General features: G+C 72.5%; 18 protein-coding genes. 9 read left to right on the top strand and 9 right to left on the bottom strand.

The features are described 5' to 3' along the window. Positions 1 to 141 precede the first annotated feature (141 nt). Genes ACFYW8_RS07745 through ACFYW8_RS07755 form a run of 3 tightly spaced genes read right to left on the bottom strand, consistent with a single transcriptional unit; the run spans position 142 to position 4024 of the window. Positions 142 to 2529 carry a xanthine dehydrogenase family protein molybdopterin-binding subunit gene (locus ACFYW8_RS07745; protein ID WP_389068952.1) on the bottom strand — a complete coding sequence of 796 codons (2388 nt, stop codon included), beginning with the start codon at positions 2527 to 2529 and terminating at the stop codon, positions 142 to 144. 2 nt (positions 2530 to 2531) lie between these two features. Further along, positions 2532 to 3134, bottom strand: a complete 603-nt coding sequence (locus ACFYW8_RS07750) for a (2Fe-2S)-binding protein (RefSeq protein ID WP_389068954.1) — start codon at positions 3132 to 3134, stop codon at positions 2532 to 2534. Further along, positions 3134 to 4024, bottom strand: a complete 891-nt coding sequence (locus ACFYW8_RS07755; protein ID WP_365868519.1) for a xanthine dehydrogenase family protein subunit M — start codon at positions 4022 to 4024, stop codon at positions 3134 to 3136. Before ACFYW8_RS07755 ends, ACFYW8_RS07750 begins: the two co-directional genes overlap by 1 nt. 454 nt (positions 4025 to 4478) lie before the next feature. Here ACFYW8_RS07755 and ACFYW8_RS07760 point away from each other — a divergent pair, with 454 nt between their 5' ends. Continuing rightward, a complete protein-coding gene (locus ACFYW8_RS07760; protein WP_389068957.1) occupies positions 4479 to 6152 on the top strand; it encodes a PucR family transcriptional regulator in 1674 nt (557 codons plus the stop codon). Between the two features lie 135 nt (positions 6153 to 6287). Further along, on the top strand, positions 6288 to 7061 hold the full coding sequence (locus ACFYW8_RS07765) for a hypothetical protein (RefSeq protein ID WP_365868523.1): 774 nt from the start codon (positions 6288 to 6290) through the stop codon (positions 7059 to 7061). Positions 7062 to 7253: 192 nt separating this feature from the next. Here ACFYW8_RS07765 and ACFYW8_RS07770 read toward each other — a convergent pair whose 3' ends face one another. Further along, positions 7254 to 7979 carry a GntR family transcriptional regulator gene (locus ACFYW8_RS07770; protein WP_365868525.1) on the bottom strand — a complete coding sequence of 242 codons (726 nt, stop codon included), beginning with the start codon at positions 7977 to 7979 and terminating at the stop codon, positions 7254 to 7256. 595 nt (positions 7980 to 8574) lie between these two features. On the opposite strand from ACFYW8_RS07770, the gene ACFYW8_RS07775 reads away from it, so the two are divergent. Both ACFYW8_RS07775 and ACFYW8_RS07780 read left to right on the top strand, forming a co-directional pair. After that, entirely contained in the window at positions 8575 to 9480 is a 906-nt protein-coding gene (locus tag ACFYW8_RS07775) for a (2Fe-2S)-binding protein (RefSeq protein WP_389068961.1), read from the top strand. A gap of 407 nt (positions 9481 to 9887) precedes the next feature. Beyond that, on the top strand, positions 9888 to 10928 hold the full coding sequence (locus ACFYW8_RS07780; RefSeq protein ID WP_389068963.1) for a DUF2637 domain-containing protein: 1041 nt from the start codon (positions 9888 to 9890) through the stop codon (positions 10926 to 10928). A gap of 81 nt (positions 10929 to 11009) precedes the next feature. Here the strand turns inward: ACFYW8_RS07780 and ACFYW8_RS07785 are convergent, their stop codons facing one another. Then, the gene (locus tag ACFYW8_RS07785; RefSeq protein WP_389068966.1) at positions 11010 to 11462 is read right to left on the bottom strand and encodes an ATP-binding protein; all 453 of its coding nucleotides are present in this window, start codon (positions 11460 to 11462) and stop codon (positions 11010 to 11012) included. 216 nt (positions 11463 to 11678) lie between these two features. Here ACFYW8_RS07785 and ACFYW8_RS07790 point away from each other — a divergent pair, with 216 nt between their 5' ends. Continuing rightward, complete coding sequence (locus ACFYW8_RS07790) at positions 11679 to 14693, top strand: alpha-mannosidase (RefSeq protein WP_389068968.1); 3015 nt, start codon at positions 11679 to 11681, stop codon at positions 14691 to 14693. A 272-nt stretch (positions 14694 to 14965) separates the two neighbouring features. Beyond that, the gene (locus ACFYW8_RS07795; protein WP_389068971.1) at positions 14966 to 16411 is read left to right on the top strand and encodes a helix-turn-helix domain-containing protein; all 1446 of its coding nucleotides are present in this window, start codon (positions 14966 to 14968) and stop codon (positions 16409 to 16411) included. Positions 16412 to 16525: 114 nt separating this feature from the next. On the opposite strand, the gene ACFYW8_RS07800 is transcribed toward ACFYW8_RS07795, so the two are convergent. Next, the gene (locus tag ACFYW8_RS07800; protein ID WP_389068974.1) at positions 16526 to 18268 is read right to left on the bottom strand and encodes a pyruvate dehydrogenase; all 1743 of its coding nucleotides are present in this window, start codon (positions 18266 to 18268) and stop codon (positions 16526 to 16528) included. Positions 18269 to 18369: 101 nt separating this feature from the next. Continuing rightward, a complete protein-coding gene (locus ACFYW8_RS07805) occupies positions 18370 to 19917 on the bottom strand; it encodes a protein phosphatase 2C domain-containing protein (protein ID WP_389068977.1) in 1548 nt (515 codons plus the stop codon). A gap of 933 nt (positions 19918 to 20850) precedes the next feature. Here ACFYW8_RS07805 and ACFYW8_RS07810 point away from each other — a divergent pair. After that, positions 20851 to 21831 (top strand): helix-turn-helix transcriptional regulator, encoded by a 981-nt coding sequence (locus ACFYW8_RS07810; protein WP_389068979.1) that lies wholly within the window; start codon positions 20851 to 20853, stop codon positions 21829 to 21831. Between the two features lie 36 nt (positions 21832 to 21867). Continuing rightward, positions 21868 to 22350 (top strand): DUF456 domain-containing protein, encoded by a 483-nt coding sequence (locus ACFYW8_RS07815; protein WP_389068982.1) that lies wholly within the window; start codon positions 21868 to 21870, stop codon positions 22348 to 22350. Here the strand turns inward: ACFYW8_RS07815 and ACFYW8_RS07820 are convergent. Beyond that, positions 22313 to 23650: an SGNH/GDSL hydrolase family protein gene (locus ACFYW8_RS07820; RefSeq protein ID WP_389068984.1), complete on the bottom strand. Its 1338-nt coding sequence runs from the start codon at positions 23648 to 23650 to the stop codon at positions 22313 to 22315. The genes ACFYW8_RS07815 and ACFYW8_RS07820 overlap by 38 nt on opposite strands. Positions 23651 to 23905: 255 nt before the next feature. On the opposite strand from ACFYW8_RS07820, the gene ACFYW8_RS07825 reads away from it, so the two are divergent. Further along, positions 23906 to 24274 carry a PPOX class F420-dependent oxidoreductase gene (locus ACFYW8_RS07825; RefSeq protein ID WP_365868541.1) on the top strand — a complete coding sequence of 123 codons (369 nt, stop codon included), beginning with the start codon at positions 23906 to 23908 and terminating at the stop codon, positions 24272 to 24274. Positions 24275 to 24367: 93 nt separating this feature from the next. Here ACFYW8_RS07825 and ACFYW8_RS07830 read toward each other — a convergent pair whose 3' ends face one another. Next, on the bottom strand, positions 24368 to 25828 hold the full coding sequence (locus tag ACFYW8_RS07830) for a DNA-3-methyladenine glycosylase 2 family protein (protein ID WP_389068988.1): 1461 nt from the start codon (positions 25826 to 25828) through the stop codon (positions 24368 to 24370). Positions 25829 to 25881 lie beyond the last annotated feature (53 nt).

Consider the following 25881-nt stretch of genomic DNA (forward strand, 5'->3'; position numbering starts at 1 on the left):
ACCTGCTGCCTGCTGCCTGCTGCCTGCTGCCTGCTGCTTGCTGCTGGTCCCGGTCACGCGAGCGGTGCGGTGGCCGGGCGCTCCGGGCGGCGCGGCGAAGTGTGACGTTCCCGGCGCCGCCCGGAAAGATGTGTCCGGCGCCTACGCGGTTCCCGTGAGGTGTTCGGGGCGTACCGGCGTCCGGTCGAGCTCCAGACCCGTCGCGTTCCGGATCGCCGCGAGGACGGCCGGGGTGGACGACAGGGTCGGGGCCTCGCCGACGCCACGGAGCCCGTACGGGGCGTGGTCGTCGGCGAGTTCGAGCACATCGACGGGGATGGTCGGTGTGTCGAGGATGGTGGGGATCAGATAGTCCGTGAAGGAGGGGTTGCGGACCTTCGCGGTCTTCGGGTCGACGATGATCTCCTCCATGACCGCGACGCCCAGGCCCTGGGTGGTGCCACCCTGGATCTGGCCGATGACGGACAGCGGGTTGAGCGCCTTGCCGACGTCCTGGGCGCAGGCCAGTTCGATGACCTTGACCAGGCCGAGTTCGGTGTCCACCTCGACGACGGCGCGGTGCGCGGCGAAGGAGTACTGGACGTGGCCGTCGCCCTGGCCGGTGCGCAGGTCGAAGGCCTCGGTCGGACGGTGCCGCCACTCGGCCTCGACCTCGACGGCCTCTCCTTCGAGCACGTCGGCGAGATCGGCGAGGACCTCACCGCCGTCGGTGACGACCTTGCAGCTCTCCAGGAGGAGTTCGGCCGTGGCCCACGCGGGGTGGTACGTGCCGAACTTGCGGCGGCCGAGTTCCAGGACCTTCTCGCGGACCAGCTCGCAGGAGTTCCTGACGGCGCCGCCGGTGACGTACGTCTGGCGCGAGGCTGAGGTCGAACCGGCGCTGCCCACCCGGGTGTCGGCCGGCTGGATGGTCACCTGGGCGACGCCCAGTTCGGTACGCGCGATCTGCGCGTGGACGGTGACGCCGCCCTGGCCGACCTCCGCCATCGCGGTGTGCACGGTGGCGACCGGCACGCCGCCGACGACCTCCATACGGACCCTGGCGGTCGAGTAGTCGTCGAAGCCCTCGGAGAAACCGACGTTCTTGATCCCGACGGCGTACCCGATCCCGCGGACGACGCCTTCGCCGTGCGTGGTGTTGGACAGGCCGCCGGGCAGTTGCCGTACGTCGGCCTCCTCGCCCGCGGAGAGCCACTGCTGCTCGGGCGGCATGGGCATCGCCTTGACGCGGCGCAGGAGTTCGGCGACCGGGGCCGGTGAGTCGACGCGCTGCCCGGTCGGCAGGAGCGAGCCCTGCTCCATCGCGTTGAGCCGGCGGAACTCGACCCGGTCCATGCCCACCCGGTCGGCGAGTTTGTCCATCTGGGCCTCGTACGCGAAGCACGCCTGGACCGCGCCGAAGCCGCGCATGGCGCCGCAGGGCGGGTTGTTGGTGTAGAGCGCGATGGCCTCGATGTCGACGTCGTCGACCACGTACGGGCCGACGCCGAGCGAGGAGGCGTTGCCGACGACCGCCGGGGAGGCCGACGCGTAGGCGCCGCCGTCAAGGACGATCCGAGCCTTCACATGGGTCAACTTGCCGTCCTTGGTCGCCCCGTGCTCGTAGTAGAGCTTGGCGGGGTGGCGGTGGACGTGTCCGAAGAAGGACTCGAAACGGTTGTAAACGATCTTGACGGGCTTGCCGGTGCGCAGGGCGAGCAGGCAGGCGTGGATCTGCATCGACAGGTCCTCGCGGCCGCCGAACGCGCCGCCGACGCCGGAGAGCGTCATCCGGACCTTGTCCTCGGGCAGGCCGAGCACCGGGGCGATCTGGCGCAGGTCGGAGTGCAGCCACTGGGTGGCGATGTAGAGCTCGACGCCGCCGTCCTCACAGGGCACGGCGAGACCGGACTCGGGTCCGAGGAAGGCCTGGTCCTGCATGCCGAAGGTGTACTCGCCGCGGACGACGAAGTCGGCCTTCTTCACGGCCTGTTCGGCGTCGCCGCGGACGATCGGCTGGCGGTGCACGATGTTCGGGTGCGGAACGTGGCCGATGTGGTGGTCGTCGCGGCCCTCGTGGACGAGGATCGCGTCGGGCGCGGTCGCGGACGCCTCGTCCGTGATGACCGGCAGCTCCCTGTACTCCACCTTGATCTTGGCGGCGGCGCGGCGCGCGGTCTCCGGGTGGTCGGCGGCGACGATGGCGACGGGCTCGCCGTGGTGGCGTACCTTGCCGTGCGCGAGGACCGGCGTGTCCTGGATCTCCAGGCCGTAGTTCTTCACGTCGGTGGGCAGGTCGTCGTACGTCATGACGGCGTACACGCCGGGCTGCGCGAGGGCCTCGGAGGTGTCGATGGACACGATCTCGGCGTGCGCGACCGTGGAGCGCAGGATCTGGCCCCACAGCATGTCCTCGTGCCACATGTCCGAGGAGTAGGCGAACTCGCCGGTGACCTTGAGTGTGCCGTCCGGGCGGAGCGTGGACTCGCCGATGCCGCCCTTGGTCTTGGAGCCCTGTGTGATGTTCGTGGGTGTACCGGTCGTTCCCATGGTCAGACCGCCTCGGACTGCCGGGCGGCCGCGAGGCGGACCGCGTCCATGATCTTCTCGTAGCCGGTGCAGCGGCACAGGTTGCCCGAGAGCGCCTCGCGGATGTCCGCGTCGGTCGGGTTCGGGGTGCGCTCCAGCATCTCGTCCGCCGCGATCAGCAGACCCGGGGTGCAGAAGCCGCACTGGACGGCTCCGGCGTCGATGAACGCCTGCTGCACGGGCGAGAGTTCGGTGCCCTCGCCGGTCTGCGAGTCGTGGCCCTTGGCGGCCCAGCTCTGGGCCTCGTCGAGCGAAATACCCGTCAGCTCGGCCGTGTTGCAGGCACCCGTCGCGCAACCTGCGTGCTCCGCCCGCTGCTTGGCGAAGTCGGCCAGTCCCTCGACGGTGACGACCTCGCGGCCCTCCACCTGGCCGGCGGCGACCAGACAGGAACACACGGGCACACCGTCCAGGCGGACGGTGCAGGAGCCGCACTCGCCCTGCTCGCAGGCGTTCTTGGAGCCGGGCAGGCCGAGCCGCTCGCGCAGGACGTACAGGAGGCTCTCGCCCTCCCAGACGTCGTCGGCTTCCTGCCGGCGCCCGTTGACCGTGAAATTGACACGCATTACGCGACTCCCTCCGTGCGGGCGGCGGTGCCGCGGTACGACTCCCACGTCCAGGTCAGTGTGCGGCGGGCCATGACGCCGACCGCGTGGCGCCGGTAGCTCGCCGTGCCGCGGACGTCGTCGATCGGGTTGCAGGCGGCCGAGCACAGCGCCGCGAACTGCTTGGCGACCGAGGGGGTGATGATCTTCCCGTTGTCCCAGAAGCCGCCCTCGTCGAGCGCCGCGTTCAGGAACTCCTCGGCGGTCTTCGCGCGGACCGGGGTGGGCGCCGCCGAGCCGATGCCGGTGCGGACCGTACGGGTCTCGGGGTGCAGGGCCAGACCGAAGGCGCACACCGCGATCACCATCGCGTTGCGGGTGCCGACCTTCGAGTACTGCTGCGGTCCGTCCGCCTTCTTGACGTGGACGGCGCGGATCAGCTCGTCGGGCGCCAGCGCGTTGCGCTTCACGCCGGTGTAGAAGGCGTCGATCGGAATCAGCCGCGAGCCGCGCACCGACTCGGCCTCGACCTCGGCGCCCGCCGCGAGGAGGGCGGGGTGGGCGTCGCCGGCCGGGGAGGCGGTGCCGAGGTTGCCGCCGACGCCGCCGCGGTTGCGGATCTGCGGGGAGGCCACCGTGTGGGAGGCGAGGGCCAGCCCGGGGAGCTCGCCGCGCAGGTTCTCCATGATCCGGGTGTACGGGACGGAGGCGCCCAGGCGCACGCTCCCCTCGCCGACCTGCCAGTCGCTCAGCTCTCCGATGCGGTTCAGGTCGAGAAGGTACTCGGGCCGGCGGTGATCGAAGTTGATCTCGACCATGACATCGGTGCCACCCGCAATCGGCACAGCTGTGGGGTGCTCGGCCTTCGCGGCGAGCGCCTCCTCCCAACTGGCGGGGCGAAGGAAGTCCATGAGTGGCTCTCTTCATTCGTATCGTCGGTCGTTCTGATCAAGCCAGATCGTGGGCGGGCGGACCGGCTCGTTCATGAGGTGTTTACGCGGAGTGAGGTCAGTACACAGCCGCGTCCCGCACCGGGGTCAGTCACCGAAACCATGAAGGAGTTGGCTGGCCAGCGCGCGCATCTTGTAGATTCGTATGAACCGAGGTCATCAGCAACATCTTCGTTTTCCTCCGGAAACAAGGAACACGGTCCCGGAAACATCGGGAACAACACCCTGGAATCAGTGAGCACCGCTCTCGAAAGCCCAGGACACAGGCCCGGTGGGGCCGGGACCACCGATTCCCGGAACCCCGCGGACCGGCTCGGCGGAACCCACGGACCGGCTCCGCGGAGCGCGGGGACCGCCTGCGGGCCTCACCCACGATCCATCGTAGATTTCGAGACAAAGAACGGCGGCGACGAGAATGCGGCTGCGCGCACTGCTGGACACCGACGCGCTGGGCCTGCGGCTGCTCGGCGGCGAGGACGAGCTCGACCGCACCGTACGCGGCGTGATGACCACCGACCTCAAGGACCCGAGCCGCTACCTGTCGGGCGGCGAACTGGTCCTCACCGGCCTCGCCTGGCGGCACGACGCCGAGGACTCGGAGCCGTTCGTCCGCATCCTCTCGACCGCCGGCGTCGCGGGCCTGGCCGCGGGTGAGGCGGAGCTCGGGGACATCCCCGACGACCTGATCGTGGCCTGCGCCCGGCACCGGCTGCCGCTGTTCGCGGTGAACGAGTCGGTCGCCTTCGCCACGATCACCGAACACGTCGTGCGCCAGGTCTCGGGCGAGCGTGCCGGGGATCTGGCCGCCGTCGTCGACCGGCACCGGCGGATGATGACCTCGGGCCCGGCCGGCGGCGGCCCCGACGTGGTCCTCGATCTGCTCGGTACCGACCTCGACCTGCGCGCCTGGGTCCTCTCGCCCGCCGGACGGCCCATCGCGGGCTCGAAGCTCGCGGGCGGCGCGCTGCCCGCGGACACCTGCGCCAGGCTGGCCGCCGAGCATCTGGCGGCGGCCCGGACCGGGCGCCGGGGACCGCACCGGGTGACGGTGGGCCCCGCGACGTACTCGCTCTTCCCGATCCGGTCCTCGGGGCGTGCGGCGGGAGCCTCCCGCGACGTGCGTGAGACGGTGCTCTGCGACTGGCTCCTCGCGGTCGAGGCGGACGCCGGGGACTGGCCCGAGGAGCGGCTCGACCTGCTCCAGGGCGTCACCCAGCTGATCGCGGTGGAGCGCGACCGGCGGGACGCGGCGCGCACGGTTCGGCGGCGGCTCGCGCAGGAGGTCCTCGAGCTGGTCCAGACCGGTGCGGCGCCCGCCGAGATCGCGGCACGGCTGCGGGTCGCGGCGCCGGTGCTGCTGCCCGGCCTGGGCGCCGCCCCGCACTGGCAGGTCGTCGTGGCGCGCGTCGAGTGGGACGGCGGCGAGATCGAGGGCGGTCCGGTCGCCCAGGCGCTGCTGGAGGAGATCCTGGTGGACCCGCTGTCGCCTGGTTCGGAGCACTCCGACCGGATCGCCGTCGCCCACACGGGCGACGAGGCGGTCGCGCTCGTCCCCCTTCCGGCGGTCCCGGCCGGCGAGGACGGCCCGGAGCCCGGCCTGCACGCCGACACGCTGCTGGCGGCCGTACGGGACCCGCTGTCGGCGGGCCTGAACGACGACGGGCGGCTCACCCTCGGCGTGAGCGCCGCCGTCCACTCGGCCGAGGGGCTGCGCGGCGCCCTGGAGGAGGCCCGGCACGCCCGCCGGGTCGCCGCGGCGCGCCCCGGGCGGGTCTGCGCGGCCGGACACCAGGAGCTCGCCTCGCACGTCCTGCTGCTGCCGTTCGTCCCGGACGACGTACGCCGTGCCTTCACCGCGCGGCTGCTGGACCCCCTGCGCGAGTACGACGGCCGGCACCGCGCGGAGCTGATTCCGACCCTGGAGGCGTTCCTCGACTGCGACGGCTCCTGGACGCGCTGCGCCGCCCGTCTGCACCTCCACGTCAACACGCTGCGCTACCGCGTCGGCCGTATCGAGCAGTTGACGAGTCGTGATCTGTCGCGCCTGGAGGACAAGTTGGACTTCTTCCTGGCACTGCGAATGAGCTGACCTCAAGGGCCCCGGGTGAGCCGCACGCGTCCAATGACTTTGTGAAATCCTTCACCCACCCTCTTGGCCGGGCCCGGTGATCCGTGCTGAGATGCCACCACTCAACAGCTCAATGGTGTGCTCGGGGAGGGCAACGTGGCGCATACCGCCATGTCTGGTACCGGAACGACTGCAGGGGACGATCCACTCCAGACCGCGGTATGGCGGCTGCGCTCGCGCGCCTGCTGGGCCGACGCGGCGGCGCTGATCCAGCCCCACACGGCGGGGGCCGCCCTGCAGAGAGCGTCGCTGCTGGTCGAGCGCTGTCTCTACACCGAGCAGGGCTGGGCCGAGGCGGAGGACGCGCTGCGCACCGCCGAGGCGCTGGCGCAGAGCGACGACGAGCGGGGCGCGGCGGCCTGTGAGCGGGGGCAACTCGCCTACGCCGCCACGCTGCTGACCGTGCGGGACCGGGCCGACGAGGCGCGCGCGGCGCTCGGCCGGGCCGCGGCGCTGCTGGCGCCGGGCGCGCCGGGCAGGGCCCTGCTGGACTTCCGGCGCGGGCTGCTCGCCGAGAACCTCGCGCACGCGCCGCAGGCCGCCCGCGCCGCGTACCGGCGGGCGCACGCGGGCGCGACCGCCCAGAACGACGCCCTGCTGCTGTCCTTCACCTGGCGGCATCTCGCCGGACTCGCGCTGCGCGAGGGGGAGTTGACGGAGGCCCGGCACGGCTTCGCCGAATCACTGAGGATCCGGGAGGAGTTGGGGTACCTCGTGGGTACCGCACCGGCTCTGGCGTCCCTGGCCGACGCCGAGGTCGAGCCGGAGGCATCGCGGCTGCGGGCGGAGGCGGGACGGCTGTTCCGGCTGCTCGGGGGCGTGCCCATCTGGCTGACGGGTCAGCTGACTCCGCCCGCCGCGACGGCCTGATCACGCACGGGCGGGCGGATACTTCGCCCGCCACGGGCTCCCTCGCCGACCGCGGACTCCCGCCGTCCGGCACGGGCTCTTGTTGTGCGGCACGGATGCGTACGGTCCGCGCGGCAGACCTCGCGGAGTGGCGGGCCGGGCGTTTCGGAACGCGCCCGACGCTTCACGTTGTGCCCGACGCGCCGGACCGCCTCAGGAGGCGCCGGCGAAGTGCTCCCGCACCAGGGCCTGGACGACTGTCAGGTCCTCGGCGATCAACGCGTCCAGCAGCGCGGTGTGTTCGGCCGCGTCGGCCACCAGGTCGGCGCGGCCACGGGAGACCGGGCCGCCGACCAGCGGCCACTGGGCGCGGCGGTGCAGATCGTCGGCGATGCGCACCAACTGCGCGTTGCCCGCGAGGGCCAGGACGGCGCGGTGGAAGGACCGGTCGGACTCCGCGTAGGTCGCGCGGCAGCCCGAGGACGCGGCCCGCACGGTGGCCTCGGCGAGCGGGCGCAGCTCGGCCCAGCGGGCGGCGGGCACGGTGCGCGCGAGCCGGAGCATCACCGGGACCTCGATCAGGCCCCGGATCTCGGCGAGTTCGGCCAGCTCGCGGGTGCCGCGCTCGATGACGCGGAAGCCCCGGTTGGGGACGACCTCGACGGCTCCTTCGAGGGCGAGTTGCTGCATCGCCTCCCGCACGGGCGTCGCGGACACCCCGAAGCGCTCGCCGAGCGCGGGCGCCGAGTACACCTCGCCGGGAGCGAGTTCACCCGCCACGAGCGCCGTGCGCAGGGCGTCGAGGATCTGCCCGCGCACGGAGGCGCGCTGCACGACGGGCCGGACGGCTTCGGCATGAAGGGCGGGGTGGGCGTCGTCGGCGCGTCCGGGGCGGGCGCTCCGCTCGCGTGCCGCCGGACGGTCCTCCTCGGCGCGCACGGGCCGGAAGCTCTCAGGACGTGCTCCGGGGCGAGTCCCGCCGGTGTGTACGGGCCCGGGACGGAGGTCGCCCCTACGCACGTCGGCGCGAAGGTCGTCCGTGCGCACTTCGGCGCGGGTGCCCTCGGTGCGCGGGTGCGGGATCGGCGTCTCACTGTGCGTGTGTTCACCGCGCGCCGAGGCCGAGGCCACGACGGGACCGCCACCCGGCCGGCCACCCGACCCACCGTTCGGAAAGTCACCGTTCGAAGAGTCACCGTTGGGAGAGTCACCACGTGGCCCGGCGCCGGAACCGTCGCCCGCGACACGCTCCGGGACTCCCCTCGCCCGGCCCACGTCCGCGGGTCCGGGCTGCGGCGGAACCCGGAAAACGCCCGCATGGAGGTCCGGGTCCCATGACCCGGCGGAGTCGTGCGCGCCGCGCGGACCGGCCTGCTCCACGGGGTCCTCCTCCGGGTCGGTGGTACTTGGGGTCATGGTGTCGGTTGTTACTCGTCCGTCAAGCACGATAGGCGCACATGGCCTCAGTTCAAACACCTGCCAGGCCGGGTAAGGTAAGGCTTACCTGCTAACGATCGTGAAGCGATGGTTCCGCATGTCCGCTCCGCCCCTGTCCATCGACGCCACCACAGACGCCCCGGCCGACCCGGCGGTCCGCCCCGGCGCGCCGCTCGCCGCGGTGTCACCCGTGGCGGACGCGTACGCGCGGCTGAGCGAGGCCTTCCCCGGACTGAGCGTCAGCGAGCTCAAGGCGGGCGAAGCCGCCCCGCGGGGCGCGGGCTGGGCCGCCGCCGCCCGGCTCGCGGAGGGCGGGCCCGACCTCGACGCGTTTCTCGCCCTGGACGAGGCCCAGGTGGTCCGGGACCACGGCCGGCGGGCGCGGCCCGATGTCGTGGCGACCTTCGGGCTGCACCGGTACGCGTGGCCGGCCTGCCTGCTGATCACCGTGCCGTGGTTCCTGCTCCGCCGGGTGCCGCGCCTGTCTGTGGAGGACGTCACATTCCAGCGTGAGCTCGGCCGGATGGCCGTCCGGGTCACCACGTTCGCCTGCCTCCCGGACGACCCGGCCGCCGCCCTGCCGGGCGCCAGGGTCGTCCGGGACGAGGAGGCGCTGCGCGCCGAGGTGCGGGAGGCGGTGGCCGAGCACCTGGGGCCGGTCCTCGGCGGGTTCGGGCCGCGGATGCGGCGGCGCGGCCGGGCACTGTGGGGCATGGCGACCGACGAGACCGTCGAGGGTCTCTGGTACGTCGCCCAGCTGTTCGGTGAGGAGCGGCGCGCGATGCGCGAACTGGAGCTGCTGCTGCCGGGCTCGACCCGGCCGTACGCCGGCTCGGCGGCCTTCCGCGAACTGACCGGCCCGGACGGGGAGTCGCTTCCCACCCGGGACCGGGTGAGCTGCTGCCTCTTCTACACACTGCGCCCCGCGGAAACGTGTGCCACCTGCCCGCGCACCTGCGACGCGGACCGGATCACCAAGTTGACGGCCGCCGCGGCGAGTTGAGGCTCCCGGGCGAACGCCGGCGCGTACACGCCCCGGGAGCGTTATCAGGATCAGGACCAGCACCGGCGCTGGCGCCGGCCCTGGCGCAGACGCAGACGCAGACGCAGACGCAGACGCAGACGCAGACAGCGGCAGCGGCAGCGGTCGAGGCGCCCTTGGACCGCTCACAGATCACAGGTGCTTCACAAATTCCTCACTTGTCACGGGAACTCTCCGTGGAACCATCCTTACGGGTAGTCTTATTCGTACTCAACTCCCGTCCCTCGCGCGGTAGTTCGAGCAGAAAGTCGCCCTGCGCACCTCCTTGCACTTCCTTGGCGGCCTCTTGCCCCGAAACCCCCTGAGGGCCGACGTGATTGGGCCACTATGGCGGGCGTTACGCCCTATCCCAATGCAAGGGACCCCAGATGAGACTTACCGACATATCGCTGAACTGGCTGCTTCCAGGCGCCGTTCTGCTCCTGGGCCTGCTGGCGGCGGTGGCGGTGCTCGCGCGCGGCAAGCGGTCCGGGGACAGCACGAGCAGCGACGACTCGTGGGAGCGCACCGAGGAGCGCCGCAGGCGTAAGGAGGCCGTCTACGGCACGGCCTCCTATGTTCTGTTGTTCTGCTGTGCCGCGGTCGCGGCGGCACTCTCGTTCCACGGCCTGGTCGGCTTCGGCGAGGAGAACCTCGGCCTCTCCGGCGGCTGGGAGTACCTCGTCCCGTTCGGCCTGGACGGCGCGGCGATGTTCTGTTCCGTCCTCGCCGTGCGCGAGGCCAGCCACGGTGACGCGGCACTCGGCTCCCGCATACTCGTGTGGACCTTCGCCGGTGCGGCGGCGTGGTTCAACTGGGTGCACGCGCCCCGGGGCATGGCCCACGCCGGTGCTCCGCAGTTCTTCGCGGGCATGTCCCTGTCGGCCGCGGTGCTGTTCGACAGGGCGCTGAAGCAGACCCGTCGTGCCGCGCTGCGTGAGCAGGGCCTGGTGCCGCGTCCGCTGCCGCAGATCCGTATGGTCCGCTGGCTGCGCGCGCCCCGCGAGACGTACAGCGCGTGGTCGCTGATGCTCCTGGAGAACGTCCGCTCCCTGGACGAGGCCGTGGACGAGGTGCGCGAGGACCGGCGCCAGAAGGAGCAGAACCGACTGCGCCGCCGGAACGAGCAGCGGGTCGAGCGAGCGCACCTCAAGGCGCTCAGCCGTGGTCACCGCGGCTTCGCCGGACGCGGTGGCGCCCGGGAACTGGAGACCGCGACCGTGGAGCGGGCGCCCGCCCAGGCCTCCACGGAGCCTGCCATATCCACCGCGGAGCAGCTGCCCGTGCGATCGCGGCCCTCCCTCACCCCCGTCCGCAAGAACACTGAGCCGATCACCGTCGACCTCACCACGGAGGACGAGACGATGGCCCTGCCGCGGCTCGACTCGCTGGAGCGCAAGCTCAAGGATCTTGAACAGCAGTTCGGCTGAGGCACACTCGACCGACCCCCGGCGACAGCCCGGCCGGAAGCTCCGGCCGGGCCTGGACACGACAATGGCGGCGCGGTGTTCCTACACCGTGCCGCCGTTCAGTTCGAACCACACCGCCTTGCCCACCCCATGTGCCCGTACGCCCCATGCGTCGGCCAGGGACTGGACGAGGACGAGACCTCTGCCATGCGTACCGTCGTCGGCGTTCGGTACGCACAGTCGGGGCCTGCGTGCCACGAAGTCCCGGACCTCCACGCGCAGCCCGCGCGGTCCGATCGTCGCCGTCAGAAGGGCGTCGTCGTCGGTGTGAATCAGTGCGTTCGTGACGAGCTCGCTGGTCAAGAGCTCGGCTATCTCGGACCTTCCCGGTTTCCCCCAGTGCCGTAACAGCTCCCTCAGCGCCTTGCGCGCCTCGGGCACCCCTCGCAGATCCGCCTTGCCCAGCCGGCGCCGGAGCTGCGCGCCGTCCGGTCGGTCGATCGCCCCGTCGGACGCTTCCTCCACTGGATCGGTGGAGAAGGCCCCCCTGGTCATGGGACCACCTCCTGGTGCATGCCGCTTCATGACCCCCGCCTGCGTGCCGATGTCGGTTCCCCTCTGCTCGAACACGTTCACGGGGATCCATGCCCTCTTCGGGAAGGTGACAGTCATGTCGAATCGTCGGCCGGCTGCCGCCCGGTCACGGGTGCGCGCCGCCCGCACGGGGAAGTGAAGGGTTCGACAGAGCCGTCCGAGCACCGAGGAGCCGCCGTGCACGACGACCGTTCGCTGGTGGAGGCGCGCCTGGAACGCGCGCTGCGGCAGTGCCTGCGCCCCGCGCAGTACGCGGACCGGGTGCCGCTCACGCTCTCCGTATGGCACGTGCCGGGCGAGCCGGTACCCGTCGGCCAGGCGCTCCGGGCCTCCTACGAGCCCTTCACGACCGGCACGGTCTGGGGAAAGCCCTGGTCGACGAGTTGGTTCCGCGTCGAGGGCCGGGTACCCGAGGAGTGGGCGGGCCGCCAGGTGGAGGTGGTGATCGACCCCGGGTTCACGGGGGACGGACCCGGATTCCAGGCGGAGGGGCTGCTGTACGACGCGGCGGGCATCCCCCTCAAGGGCATCCACCCGCGCAACCGCCACCTGACGGTCGGGGCACCGGCGGCCGGAGGCGAGGAGGTGCGTCTGCTGCTGGAGGCGGCCGCCAACCCCGCCGTCCTGCACGGTTTCGAGCCCACGCGCCTGGGAGACGTACTGACCGCCGGGGATGGGCCGATCTACCGATTCGCGGCTGCCGACCTCGCCGTACTCGACGAGGACGTGTGGCATCTGGTCCTCGACGTCGAGGTCCTCTCGGAGCTGATGTACGAGCTGGATCCCGAGCGGCCGCGGCGGCACGAGATCCTGCGCGCCCTGGAGAACATGCTCGACGCCCTCGACCTGCACGACGTCTCCGGCACCGCGGCGGCGGCCCGGTCCGAGCTGGCCGAGGCACTGTCACGGCCAGCCTCGGCCAGCGCGCACCGCGTCTCGGCGGCCGGGCACGCGCACATCGACTCGGCCTGGCTGTGGCCGCTGCGCGAGACGGTCCGCAAGGCCTCCCGGACCTTCGCCAACGTCACGGCGCTGGCCCTCGACTACCCGGAGCTTGTCTTCGCCTGCTCGCAGGCCCAGCAGTACGCCTGGGTCAAGGAGCACCAGCCGCACATCTGGGAGCGCATCAAGAAGGCCGTGGAGGAGGGCAATTGGTCTCCGGTGGGTTCGATGTGGGTGGAGTCCGACGCCAACATGCCGGGCGGTGAGGCGCTGGCCCGGCAGATCGTGCACGGCAAGCGGTTCTTCCGGGAGGAACTGGGCGTCGAGACGGAGGAGATCTGGCTGCCGGACTCCTTCGGCTACACGGCGGCCTTCCCGCAGCTCGCGAAGCTCGCCGGAGTCCGCTGGTTCCTCACCCAGAAGCTGAGCTGGAACCAGACCAACAAGATGCCGCACCACACCTTCTGGTGGGAAGGCATCGACGGCACCCGGGTCTTCACCCACTTCCCGCCCGTGGACACCTACAACTCCCAGTTCCACGGCCGCGAACTCGCCCACGCGGAACGCAACTTCGCGGAGAAGGGCCGGGCCACCCGCTCCCTGGTCCCGTTCGGCTGGGGCGACGGCGGGGGCGGCCCGACCCGCGAAATGCTGGAGAAAGCCCGGCGGTTGCGGTCCCTGGAGGGCTCGCCGCAGGTCCGGATCGAGAAGCCGGAGGCGTTCTTCGCCGCCGCGGAGGACGAGTACGGGGTCCACGCGCCGGTCTGGTCGGGCGAGCTGTACCTGGAGCTGCACCGGGCCACCTACACCACGCAGGCCAAGACCAAGCAGGGCAACCGGCGCTCCGAACACGCCCTACGCGAAGCCGAGTTGTGGTGTACGACGGCCGCTGTGCGCGATCCGTCGTACACCTATCCTTACGACGCCCTGGACCGGCTGTGGAAGACGGTCCTGCTGCACCAGTTCCACGACATCCTGCCCGGCTCCTCGATCGCCTGGGTTCACCGGGAGGCACGCGCGACCTACGCGCGGGTGCTCGCGGAACTGGCGGAGATCACCGCGGACGCGGTACGGGCGCTGGGGACCGGCTCCTCGCCGGGGGTGCTGAACGCCTCGCCGTACGAGCGGACCGAAGTGGTCGGCGACGCTCTGGTGACGGTGCCGGGGCTGGGCGCCGCCGAGACGGGGGCCGGTACGGGCCCCACCGTGCGGGCCGAACGGACCGACGGTTCCATCGTGCTGGAGAACGAGCGGCTCCGGGTGCGGATCGACCGTGACGGGCTGCTGACCTCCGTCCGGGATCTCGCGCACGGCCGGGAGGTGCTGTGCGGTCCCGGCAATCTGCTCCAGCTCCACCCGGACCATCCCAACGCCTGGGACGCCTGGGACATCGACCGGCACTACCGGCGCACCCACACCGACCTGACGGCGGCCGAGTCGGTGGAGCTGGTGGAGAGCGGGCCGCTGCGGGCGACCGTGCGCGTCACCCGGGCCTTCGGCTCGTCCCGGATCACCCAGGAGCTCCGGCTGACGGCCGCGAGCCGTCGGCTGGACATCGTGACCGACGTCGACTGGCAGGAGTCGGAGAAGGTTCTCAAGGCCGCCTTCCCGCTCGACGTCCACGCCGAACGGTCCGCCGCCGAGATCCAGTTCGGGCACGTCCACCGCCCCACCCACGCCAACACCGGCTGGGACGCGGCCCGTTTCGAGATCTGCGCCCACCGCTGGCTGCGGGTCGCGGAGGAGTCGTACGGCGTCGCGGTGCTCAACGACTCGACGTACGGCCACGACGTGACCCGTGCCCCGCATGCCCACGGCCTCGGCACCACCGTACGGCTGACCCTGCTGCGCGCCCCGCACAGCCCGGATCCGGAGACGGATCTCGGCACGCACCGGTTCACGTACGCGCTGCTGCCGGGCGCGGAGGTGGGAGACGCCGTCGCGGAGGGGCTCGCACTCAATCTGCCGCTGCGGCAGGCCTCGGTGCCGGCGCTCGAACCGCTGGTGAGCGTCGACGACCCGGCCGTCACCGTCGAGTCGGTCAAGCTCGCGGAGGACCGCGGCGGCGATGTGGTGGTGCGGTTGTACGAGTCCCGGGGCGGGCGGGCCCGCGCGAAGGTGACCGCCGGTTTCCCGGTCTCCCGGGCCGAGGTGACCGACCTGCTGGAGCGGCCGCTGGGCGAAGCCCCCTCGGAGATCGAGCTGCGGCCGTTCCAGATCCTCACCCTGCGGCTGCGGCCCGCCCGTTAGGCCGGTCGGAGCCCCGGGGGCCGGGCCGCTGGTCACGTGCCCGGCCCCCGGTACGGGCGGCCCCCGTCATGGGCGGCCCCTCGCCCTCCGTGGTGCGGGGGCGGCTCCGGCCGCGCCACGAGCATCAGGGGCCCGGAGGTCCGGGCACCCGGAGGTCCGGGCGCAAGGGACAGCGCCCCCGCCGCGACGGTGGAACCGTCCCGGGCCTTCCGCCCCTCTCCTACGGGGGAGTACCTGGGACGCCGTCCTGGGACGTGAAGCGGGGAGAACAGGTGTCATCCCAGGACGACGTGGCGGAATTCGCGGCGCTGCTGCGGCGTCTGAAAGCACGCACGGACCGCAGTTACGCCGCGCTCGCGCGCCGCCTGAACATGAACGCCTCGACTCTGCACCGGTACTGCGCGGGGGAAGCGGTGCCGCTCGGGTTCGGACCTGTGGAGCGGTTCGCCGCGTTGTGCGAGGCCACCCCGGCCGAACGGATCGAGCTGCACCGGCGGTGGATCCTGGCGGTGGCGGCACGACAGCGGTCCCGAACGGCGACCGCGTCCGTACCGGGAGTCTCCGAAGCACTCTCGGCGGGCGGCGAGGACCCCACGGCCGACGGGACGCCTGAGCTCGTCTCCGCGCTGACCGCCGACCCCACTTCCGCCCCTTCTTCCGACCCCTCTTCCGACCTCACTTCCACGACGGCCGCCGACTCCGTGCCCGCGGCAGCCCCCGCACCCTCGCCCGGCCCCCGGGACAACCCCACGGAAGGCCTCCCCGACTCGTCGCGCGAGCAGCACGGCGCGGCGTCGCGCCCCGCCTCGCGAAGGCCCTGGTACAGGCGCCGCCTCACGGTCACCGCTGCTGTCGTGACCGCGTTGGCCGCCACCCTGGGCAGCCTCTCCGTCCTGCCGTCCGGGCACTCCTCGGCCACCGGCGACGACCGGGCCTCCGGCACCAGGACCGCGAGCGCGGCGGACGCGCGGCACGGCTCCCCGACGCCGTCCGCACCCGCCTCCGCCACGCGCGGAGGGGGACCCGGCACGCCGTCCCCGAAGGTGTCCGGCAAGCGGGACGCCTCGCCGGGCCCGTCCGCGCACCCCTCCCCCACGACCGGCTCCGCCGTCCCGCCCATCACCTGGACCGCGAACTCCCATCGCTGGGCGACCGGCTGCTTTCACGACTACGTCATCGACAAGACGCCCGACGAGGTGCCACCGCCCCCGGCCCCGCAGGACGCGTCCCCGTGGGCGCGGACGCAGAACGCGGTGCACGGCGACCAGACCTTTGTCGACATCACCGTGCAGGGGCGGACGGACGCGGCTGTCGTCCTGGAGGCACTGCGGGTCCGCGTCGTCGGACGCTCAGCTCCGGTGAAGGGCAGGGTCTACTCCACGGGCCAGGGCTGCGGCGCCGACCTGCCTCCCCACTCGTTCGCCGTCGATCTGGACAAGGACCGGCCCATCGCCCGCGCGGTCCCGGGCGATGACGCCGGAACGATCACTCCGCCGCTGCAAATGCCCTACCGGGTGTCCGTGACGGACCCCGAGGTGCTGATGGTCGACGCGCGAGCCGAAGGCTGCGACTGCCGCTGGTACCTGGAACTCGACTGGTCCTCGCAGGGCCGCACCGGCACCGAGCGCATCGACGACCACGGTGTCCCGTTCCGCGTCAGCGGCACCAAGGGCCTGCCGCACTACTGGTACGCGCACGAAGGCTGGACCCCGGCGTGAGACGGGGGCGGGCCCCGGATCCGCGCCCGGCCCCGGACGGGCGTGACAGCCGGTACATGCGTTACAGCCGGTACACGCGTTACAGGCGGTACGAGCGTACGGGCGTTACGGGCGTTACGGGCGAGGCACGTTGCGCAGGTTGGAGCGGGCCAGCTGCACCATGCGACCGACGCCGCCGTCCAGCACGATCTTGGACGCCGAGAGCGCGAAGCCCGTCACCATGTCCGCGCTGATCTTCGGCGGGATGGACAGCGCGTTCGGGTCGGTGACGATGTCGACGAGGGCCGGGCCCTTGTGGCGGAAGGCGTCCTTGAGGGAGCCGGCGAGCTGCTTGGGCTTCTCGACCCGGACGCCGTACGCCCCGCACGCGCGGGCCACCGCCGCGAAGTCCGGGTTCTTGTTGGTGGTGCCGTAGGAGGGCAGCCCGGCGACCAGCATCTCCAACTCGACCATCCCGAGGGACGAGTTGTTGAAGAGAACGACCTTCACCGGCAGGTCGTACTGCACGAGGGTGAGGAAGTCGCCCATCAGCATGGAGAATCCGCCGTCGCCGGACATCGACACGACCTGCCGCTTCCGGTCGGTGAACTGGGCGCCGATCGCCATCGGCAGCGCGTTCGCCATCGACCCGTGCGAGAACGAACCGATCACGCGGCGGCTGCCGTTGGGCGAGATGTAACGGGCGGCCCAGACGTTGCACATCCCGGTATCAACAGTGAACACCGCGTCGTCGTCGGCGAGTTCGTCGAGCACGGAGGCGACGTACTCGGGATGGATCGGGACGTGCCTGTCGACCTTGCGGGTGTACGCCTTGACGACCCCTTCGAGGGCGTCCGCGTGTTTCTTCAGCATTTTGTCGAGAAAGCGCCTATTGCCCTTGGGTCGCACCCTCGGGATCACGCAGCGCAGCGTCTCCCGCACATCGCCCCACACCGCCAGGTCCAGCTTCGATCGGCGTCCCAGGTGTTCGGGACGCACGTCGACTTGAACGATCTTGACGTCGTCGGGAAGGAAGGCGTTGTACGGGAAGTCGGTGCCCAGCAGGATGAGGAGGTCGCACTCATGGGTCGCCTCGTAGGCCGCGCCGTAGCCGAGGAGCCCGCTCATCCCGACGTCGAACGGGTTGTCGTACTGAATCCATTCCTTGCCGCGCAGCGCGTGCCCGACCGGGGACTTGATCTTCTCGGCGAACTCCATGACCTCGGCGTGCGCGCCCGCCGTGCCGCTGCCGCAGAACAGCGTGACCTTCTCCGCCTCGTCGATCATCGCGACGAGCTTGTCGATCTCGGTGTCGCCCGGCCGGACGCTGGGCCGGGAGGTGACGAGGGCCGTCTCGACGGTCTTGTCCGGGGCGGGCTCGGAGGCGATGTCGCCGGGCAGCGAGACCACGCTGACACCGGACCGGCCCACCGCGTGCTGAATGGCGGTCTGGAGCAGCCGCGGCATCTGTTTCGGACTGGAGATGAGTTCGCTGTAGTGACTGCACTCGCGGAAGAGCTGGTCGGGATGGGTCTCCTGGAAGTAGCCGAGGCCGATCTCGCTGGAGGGAATCTGCGAGGCGAGGGCCAGTACCGGGGCCATCGAGCGGTGCGCGTCGTACAGGCCGTTGATGAGGTGGAGGTTGCCCGGGCCGCAGGAGCCGGCGCAGGCCGCGAGCTTGCCGGTGATCTGGGCCTCGGCGCCCGCCGCGAAGGCCGCGGTCTCCTCGTGGCGGACCTGGACCCAGTCGATGGCCGCGTTGCGCCGGATCGCGTCCACCACCGGGTTGAGACTGTCGCCCACGACTCCGTACAGCCGTTTGACGCCCGCGCGGACGAGGATGTCGACGAACTGCTCGGCGACGTTCTGCTTGGCCATGCTGCACGCACCTCTTCGTGATTCTCGATGCCCTCGGGTGTCCCGGGTCCCCCTGTTCCTTCGGCTCGTCCCTCGGTTCCATCAATTCACACCCTGCGCGCTTACGCCTCCCACACGGCGGCGGCCGTCCGGTCGTCGGCGTACCCCTTGACCCGCACCAGGCTGTCCGCGAGGAACGCGGCGAGGCCGGGCGGCTCCCCCGCCGACCACCTTGCCGTCAGGTGCTCGGCCAGCTCGGGTTCACCCCGCAGCGGCTCGGCCAGGCCGCCCGTGCACAGCAGGAGCGTGTCACCCGGGCGGGCGACCGAGGCCCGGAACCGGAACGGCGCGCGCGGCGGCCTGGGGGCGGGTTCGTACGGGCTCGGGGGCGTCGTGATGCCCAGGTCCATGGTGAGCCGGTCGCCCTCGGGGGTCTCGTGGGGCAGCGACCCGAACCCGACGACGGCCTCCCCGGCGGTGTCGGCGACCCGCGGTTCGATGTCCTGCCACTCGCCGTCCCGCAGCCTGAACAGACCGCCCGCGCCGACGCCGAAGAAGACGCGGGTACGGCACTCCGGATCGGCGGGCAGCAGCAGACAGCGCAGGCCGGCGGTGTACTCCTCGGGTTCGACGCCCTGCTCCGCCGCGCTCGCCCGCAGTCTGCCGAGGCTGCGGTCGGTGAGCCGGTGCAGCCCGGACTTCAGGTCGCCGCGCCGGGCGGCCCTGATGTCGTCGGCCAGCCGCTCGTGGCTGCGCCCGACGGCCTGCCCGATCCACTGGCACGCCTCCGCCGCGGCCCGGTGCGCGCCCGATGTGGCGCGGGCGCCGGTCGCCATGGCCACCAGGACGAGCGCCTGCTCGCCCGTACCGAACCGGGCGGTGAGCAGCGCGTCCCGGCGGGGCTCGCCCCGGTACCGCGCCGAGTCCCCGCGCACGGACACGGCCCGCAGGGTGCTCGTTCCGTACCGTGCGCCGTCCAGCACGGTGTCGGCGACCAGGTCACCGAGTTCGTCCGGCTCGGCGGGCGGCAGCGCGGTCGGTTCGGGGTCGTAGGTGGGCGGCCCGGAGCCGACGTGACCGACAGGGGCCGGCGGCTGGACGACGGACAGGGCCGTCGCCGGGGGTTCACCCGCGGGCGTCTCCTCGGACGCCGACTCGGGAGGTGGTGTCCGGAAGCCCCCGGTGGTGCTCGGCAGCGCGGGCGCCGGGGGCGCCGCCGCCGGGGACCGGGCAGGAGCCGCCTCGGGTTTCGGCGGCACGTCCGACGGCGCCCTCGACACGGGCACCTGCGCCGCCGGAGGCTCCGGGGACGTGTCACTCCGGGCGTCCCGGGGCGCGTCCGGGTGGGGCTCCTCCGCGGTGAACCCCGGCGGTTTCGGGCCGGGCGGGAAGGGCGGGGGAACGGCCGGGGCCGGGCCGGTGGGCGGGAGCTCCCAGGACGGCGGCTCCCACGCCGTGGGCTCCCAGGGGGTGGGCTCCCAGGACGGCGGCTCCGAAGGGGATCCGCCGCGGCCGGGCGGCCCCGTGTCGGCACCGGGCCCGGGCACCGGGCCGCGCTCCCAGCGGCCGGGCCGGGAGGCCGTCTCGTCGCGCGGGGCCGCGCCCGGTCCGGCGGTGGTGGCCGGAGGGCCACCGGGCTGCCCCGATACGGCGGGAGGCTGCCTCGGCATGGAGGGGGGCTGCTTTCCCGGTCCGGGAGACGACGGCCCCGGGACGGTCGGCGGCAGCTCCGGGCGCGGCGGACCGTCGGGACCGCGTGCGTCGGACCGCCGGGCGGAGCCGCGTCCGCGCGAGGACGGCAAATCCTGCACGGACCTCGCATCCGACGCGGACCTCGGTTCCAACACGGGCCTCGCGTCCGGCGGTTGCGAGGCGGGCCGCGCGTCCGACCCGGATTCCGGACCCGGATCGAGCCCGCTCCCGAGCGTCCCCGACGCCGACGCGAACCGGTCGTCGAGGGAATCGGCCACGGCCGCGGGCCCCGTGTCCTCGGTGGAGTCGTCGTACAACTGCCTCCACCAGTCGTCCTCGTGACCGGTGGGCTTCTCCCCCTGCTGGCTCATGCTCCCGATTGTCCACCGAGAGAGCCGGTTGAAAACGGGGCATCCGGAAAAACCGGCCAAGGTGCGGGCCGTCGAACGGCGTACCGAGTGAATCTTCGAACAGGGATGCGCACCGAAACGCGCGAACACCTGACCGCCGGACGGTCCCGCCCCCACGGGAGAACCGCCCGGCGGCGCCTGGGCGGCCAGGGCCCGACGCCCGTCGGGACAGGCCCGGGTCACGGCCCGGATGGCCGAATCGCCTTTGGCGTCGGCCGGTTCGGCACCGGGTCCAGCACCGGTCCGGCATCGAATGCGACCTGCCTGCCGCCGGGAGCTCGGTGATCGACGGTCGCGGACCGCGAGCCCGTACTGCCGCTTTCACACAGGTCGAGCCCAAGCGGGTTATTACGGACGGTAGTTGATGCCGCGATGACGTGAGCTTGTCAGAGGGGCGGGGGGTGCGGCGATGATGTGCCGGGGCGGGTTCGTGCCGTGGCCGATTTCCGCCACGGCTCCGCCGACCGGCCGGAAACGCATCCACGGGAGGGACTTCGCCGCATGCTGGGAGCGATAGGTCTGGACGAGACCCACGAGGCGGCGTACCGCGCGCTGGTGTCCGTGGGCGCCGCCGAGGTGCCCGATCTCGCGCGTCGGCTCACGCTCGGCGAGTACGAGACGGAGCGCGCGCTGCGCCGCCTGGAACGGCACGGTCTCGCCGCCCAGTCCTCGGCGCGGCCCGGACGCTGGGTCGCCGCGCCGCCGGGAGTCGCCCTCGGCGCGCTGCTCACCCAGCAGCGCCACGAGCTGGAGAAGGCGGAACTGGCGGCCGCGCTGCTGGCCGAGGAGTACCGGGGCGCGGCCGGCGAACCGGCCGTGCACGACCTGGTCGAGGTGGTGATCGGCGCGGCGGCGGTCTCACAGCGCTTCCTCCAGCTCCAGCTGGGCGCAAGCGACGAGGTGTGCGCGCTGGTCACCGGGACCCCGATGGTGGTCTCCGGCGCGGACAACGACGCCGAGGAGCAGGCCGCGGGCCGGGGTGTCGGTTACCGGGTGGTCGTCGAGCGGTCCGTCCTCGGCCAGCCCGGCGGGATCGGCGAACTGTCCGCGGCGCTCGGCCGCGACGAGCAGGTGCGGGTCGTGGACCAGGTGCCCACCAAGCTGGTGATCGCCGACCGGGCGCTCGCGATGGTGCCGCTCACCTCGCACACCTCGGAGCCGGCCGCACTGGTCGTGCACGCGAGCGGGCTCCTGGAGCTGTTGTCGGGGCTGTTCCAGTCGGTGTGGCGGGACGCGCTGCCGCTGCGGCTGGGCAGCCGGGGCGTGCTGGAGCAGGAACCGGACGGCCCGGACTGCACCGACCTGGAGATACTCTCCCTCCTCCTCGCGGGGCTCACCGACGCGAGCGTCGCCAAACAGCTCGACCTGGGCCTCAGGACCGTACAGCGCCGGGTGAAGCGCCTGATGGAGCTGACCGGTGTGACGACCCGGCTGCAACTGGGCTGGCACGCGTACGAGCGCGGCTGGGTGGCGCGGGACTGACCTGCGGTTTCCCGCCCGCTCGGGCAGGCTGGGCAGATGGGAGTGTGGGAACTCCTGCTGGTCGGCGTGGTGATTCTGCTCGGCCTGGCCGGAGTACTGGTGCCCGGTCTGCCGGGGTCGTGGCTCGTATGGGCCGCGGTCCTGTGGTGGGCGCTGAGCTACCCGCAGGCCCTGTCCTGGGGCGTCCTCGTCGGTGCGACCGCGGTCCTGCTGCTCGCTCAGGCCATCCGCTGGATGCTGCCGCCGCGACGGCTGCGCGAGAGCGGCGCCACCACCCGAATGGCGGTGTACGCGGGTGGCGGGGCGATCCTCGGCTTCTTCCTGGTGCCGGTCATCGGCACCGTCCCCGGTTTCGTCGGCGGGATCTACCTCGGCGAGCGGCTGCGCCTCGGCGGGCACGGACAGGCGAAGGCCTCGGTGCGGACCGCGATGCGGGCGGGCGGCTGGAGCGTGCTGACGGAGCTCTTCGCCTGTCTGTTGATCATGGGCGCTTGGCTGGGCGCGGTGATCTGGGGCTGAGCGGGCGGACGGGCACGCGCGTCCGGGCCTCCGCGGGCCTGGGCCGGCGCCCGTACGGCGTCGGCACGAGGGAGCGCAGGTCGATCGCGCCGGCCAGCGCGCGCATGCCGGCGTCGTTGAAGTGCAGGTGGTCGCCGGGGTCGTAGGCCGGGAGGATCCGGCTCGGACGGGCCGGGTCGCGGACGGTGGCGTCGAAGTCCGCGACCTCGTCGAAGATCCGGTGCGTGCGGATGGCGGCGTTGACAGCCTGCCGCACGGCTTCCCGGGCCGGGGTGTACGCGGCATGACCGCCGTACGGGGTGATCGTGGCGCCGATGACCCGGATGCCGCGGGCGTGCGCGCGGCTCACGACGAGCCGGTAGGCGTTCTCCAGGACGCGGGGGTCCTTCTGCTCCGGTGTCCCCTTGATGTCGTTGATGCCCTCCAGGACGATCATCGTGCGGACGCCCGCGCGGGAGAAGACGTCGGTGTCCAGACGCGTCAGCGCGCTCGGGCCCCGGTCGGCGAGCAGGACGCGGTTCCCGGCGATCCCCGCGTTGAGGACACCGGGCCTGCGATACGCGGGAAGGACGCGCAGCCGGTCGGCGAGCCGGTCGGGCCAGCGGTGATTGGCGCCGGCCGAGGAGCCGGAGCCGTCGGTGATCGAGTCGCCGAGCGCGACCACACTGCCCGCGGCAAAGGGGCCGAGCACGTCCACGCCGGTCACGTAGTACCAGCTGGCGACGGTGGTGGTGTAGGCGGCGCCGCTCTCCTCCGCGGTCCGATCGCCCCGGGGCGCGATGAAGTTGGCCTGGAGCGCCGAGCGGTGGTAGGTCGCCGGGCCCGAGTCGGCCGGGGTGTGCACCGAGACCAGGAGATTGGCGTCGGCGGGGACCGGCAGGGCGACGGGGTCGCTGAACACGTCCCGGCCGGCGGGTACGGTGACCGATCCCGCGCCGGCGAAGGTGACCGCGCGTACGGAGCCCTCGACGGCCCCGGGACTCATCGGTTCGCCCGGCCGCTGCAACGCCAGTGTCACGGAGCCGAGTTGGAGTGCTCTCATGCCGAGCCGGTTGGAGATACGGACGCGAGCGGCCCGGCCGCCGACACTGGTGTGCACGACGTTGCGGATCGAGGCACCCGGCAACGCGGGCACGGTACCCGAGGCCGCGGCCTCCCAGGTGCCCGTCCAGGTCCCGGCCGGCCTCGGGGCGCTCCGGCCGGGCGCGGACCGGGCTTCGGTGATCTCGCTCGGGGCGGCGAGGACCAGGGCGGCCACCAAGGGGACGAGCAGACGCCGGAACATGATCGCGCGGGTCATGGGCCATCGCTTCCCCGCCCGTGAGTCCTCGCATCGCACCATCACACGATCGGACGCGCCCGAACGTGACCGGACACGACCATATGGGACCTGATGGGACCCGATGAGACCTGATGGGACCGAAATGCGACCGGACAGGGCCGGACGAGGTCACGCGCGCCGGTCCGCGCGAGGTTCCGCAGGAGATGGGCTCCTCCCCCGGGCCTAGGTCCAGAACCCGATGCGCCGCGCGCTGGGGCGTGTTTGGCTGCGGTCATGACGGAATTCAGTGAAGCCGAGCGCGCGTATCTGAGGTCCCAGCGGCTGGGACGGCTGGCCACCGTCGACCCTCTCGGGCAACCCCAGGCCAACCCCGTCGGCTTCTTCCCGCAGGAGGACGGAACGATCCTGATCGGCGGTTACGCGATGGGCACCACGAAGAAGTGGCGCAACCTTCGGAAGAACCCGAAGGTCGCCCTGGTCGTCGACGACATCGTCAGCCTCGAGCCGTGGAAGGTCCGAGGCATCGACATCCGTGGAGAGGCGGAACTCCTGACAGGCGCACACGACTTGGGACCGCACTTCAGCGAGGAACTGATCCGGATCCATCCGAGGCGGATCCACAGCTGGGGCCTCGTCGACTGACGAGGGGAACACGGCGTCCCCGGAGCCGTGCGACTCAGGAGCGAGCGACCTGCCGGACGTCCGGTGAAACCGCCGCCCGTTCGGGCCGTCGGGCTACAACTCCCCCGCTACTCTGAGGTGTTGGACGGCATACGAGCGCCACGGGCGCCAGGTGTCCGGGGCGTCCGCGCCGGGCGGTGCCACGTCCGGGTCGCCGAGGGCCCGGGTGCGGATGACGGCGGCGGTCCCCTCGTCGATGCCGGGCAGCGCGAGCAGTACCGCCCGCGCTTCTTCGCGGTCGGCGCCCGGGTCGAGACGCAGGGTGCCGTCGGCGAGGGCGGCCGTCAGCGCGCCGAGCGGGCCGTCGGGCTCCGCCTCCGCGAGTACGGCGGCCTCGGGGAAGAGATGCGTGAGCGTGCCGCACGGGGCGTCCAGCGCCTTCCCGTACCGCAGCACCAGCCGCTCGGCCTGCGCCGCCCCGACCAGCGCGCGCACCGCCGGCTCGTCCGGATCGGCGGCGCCCGGCGACCGCAGGCCCGGCCGCGCCGCGACCAGCGGACCCAGCCGGGCGTCGGCTCCCAGGCGCTCGTCGACGGCGTACGGATCGGCGTCGAGGTCGAACAGGCGCCGCAGCCGCTGTACGGCGGTGGTGAGGTCCCTCAGATCGGTGAGGTGCAGACGGGCGTCGAGCCAGCCGCCGAGATGCGCGGCGTCGGCAGGGTCCGCTGTGGGCGCGGTACGGCTCGTCCCGCCGGCCCGGTGACGGCCCGCGCCTGTGCCCGGCCGCTCTTCGACGGCCACGATTCCCGTGCCGTACGGCAGCCGGAGCGTGCGCCGGTACGTACGACTGCCACGGCTCCCGACGACGGCCTCGACACCCGGGACGGCCTCGCCGGCCAGCAGGTCGAAGACGGCGGCGGACTGGTACGGCCCACGGTAGGCGAGACGCAGTGGGACGCCGGCGCCGGGGGTGGCCGCGCTCCGGGCCGCGGGGCCGGTGCGCGGCGCGGCGGCGCGCAGCTCGCTCGGTGTCGACGCGTAGACCGCGCGGATCGTCTCGTTGAACTGGCGCACGCTGGCGAACCCGGCCGCGAACGCGATCTGGGTGACGGGGAGTTCGGTGGTCTGGAGCAGGATCCGCGCGGTGTGCGCCCGCTGGGCCCTGGCGAGCGCGACCGGGCCCGCGCCGACCTCCGCCGTGAGCTGCCGCTGGACCTGGCGGGTGCTGTAGCCGAGGCGCGCGGCGAGGCCTCCGACGCCCTCGCGGTCCACCACCCCGTCACCGATCAGGCGCATGGCCCGGCCTACGACATCGGCCCGTACGTTCCAGGCCGCGGAGCCCGGCACCGCGTCCGGTCGGCATCTGCGGCAGGCCCGGAAGCCCGAGCCCTGCGCGGCGGCGGCCGTCGCGTAGAACCGCACGTTCCGCTGCTTCGGCGTCACCGCGGGGCAGCTGGGCCTGCAGTAGATCCCCGTCGTCCGCACGGCGAAGAAGAACTCTCCGTCGAACCGGGCGTCCCGGCTCCGCACGGCCTCGTACCTGGTTTCCTCGTACCTGGCGTCCTCGTCGTTCACCCTTCCAGTGTGGCCCGGCCCCCACGACGGGGCTGGCGGAAATCGGACACGGC

This window comes from Streptomyces sp. NPDC002742 (genome assembly GCF_042888885.1).
In the GTDB taxonomy this organism is placed as follows: Bacteria; Actinomycetota; Actinomycetes; order Streptomycetales; family Streptomycetaceae; genus Streptomyces.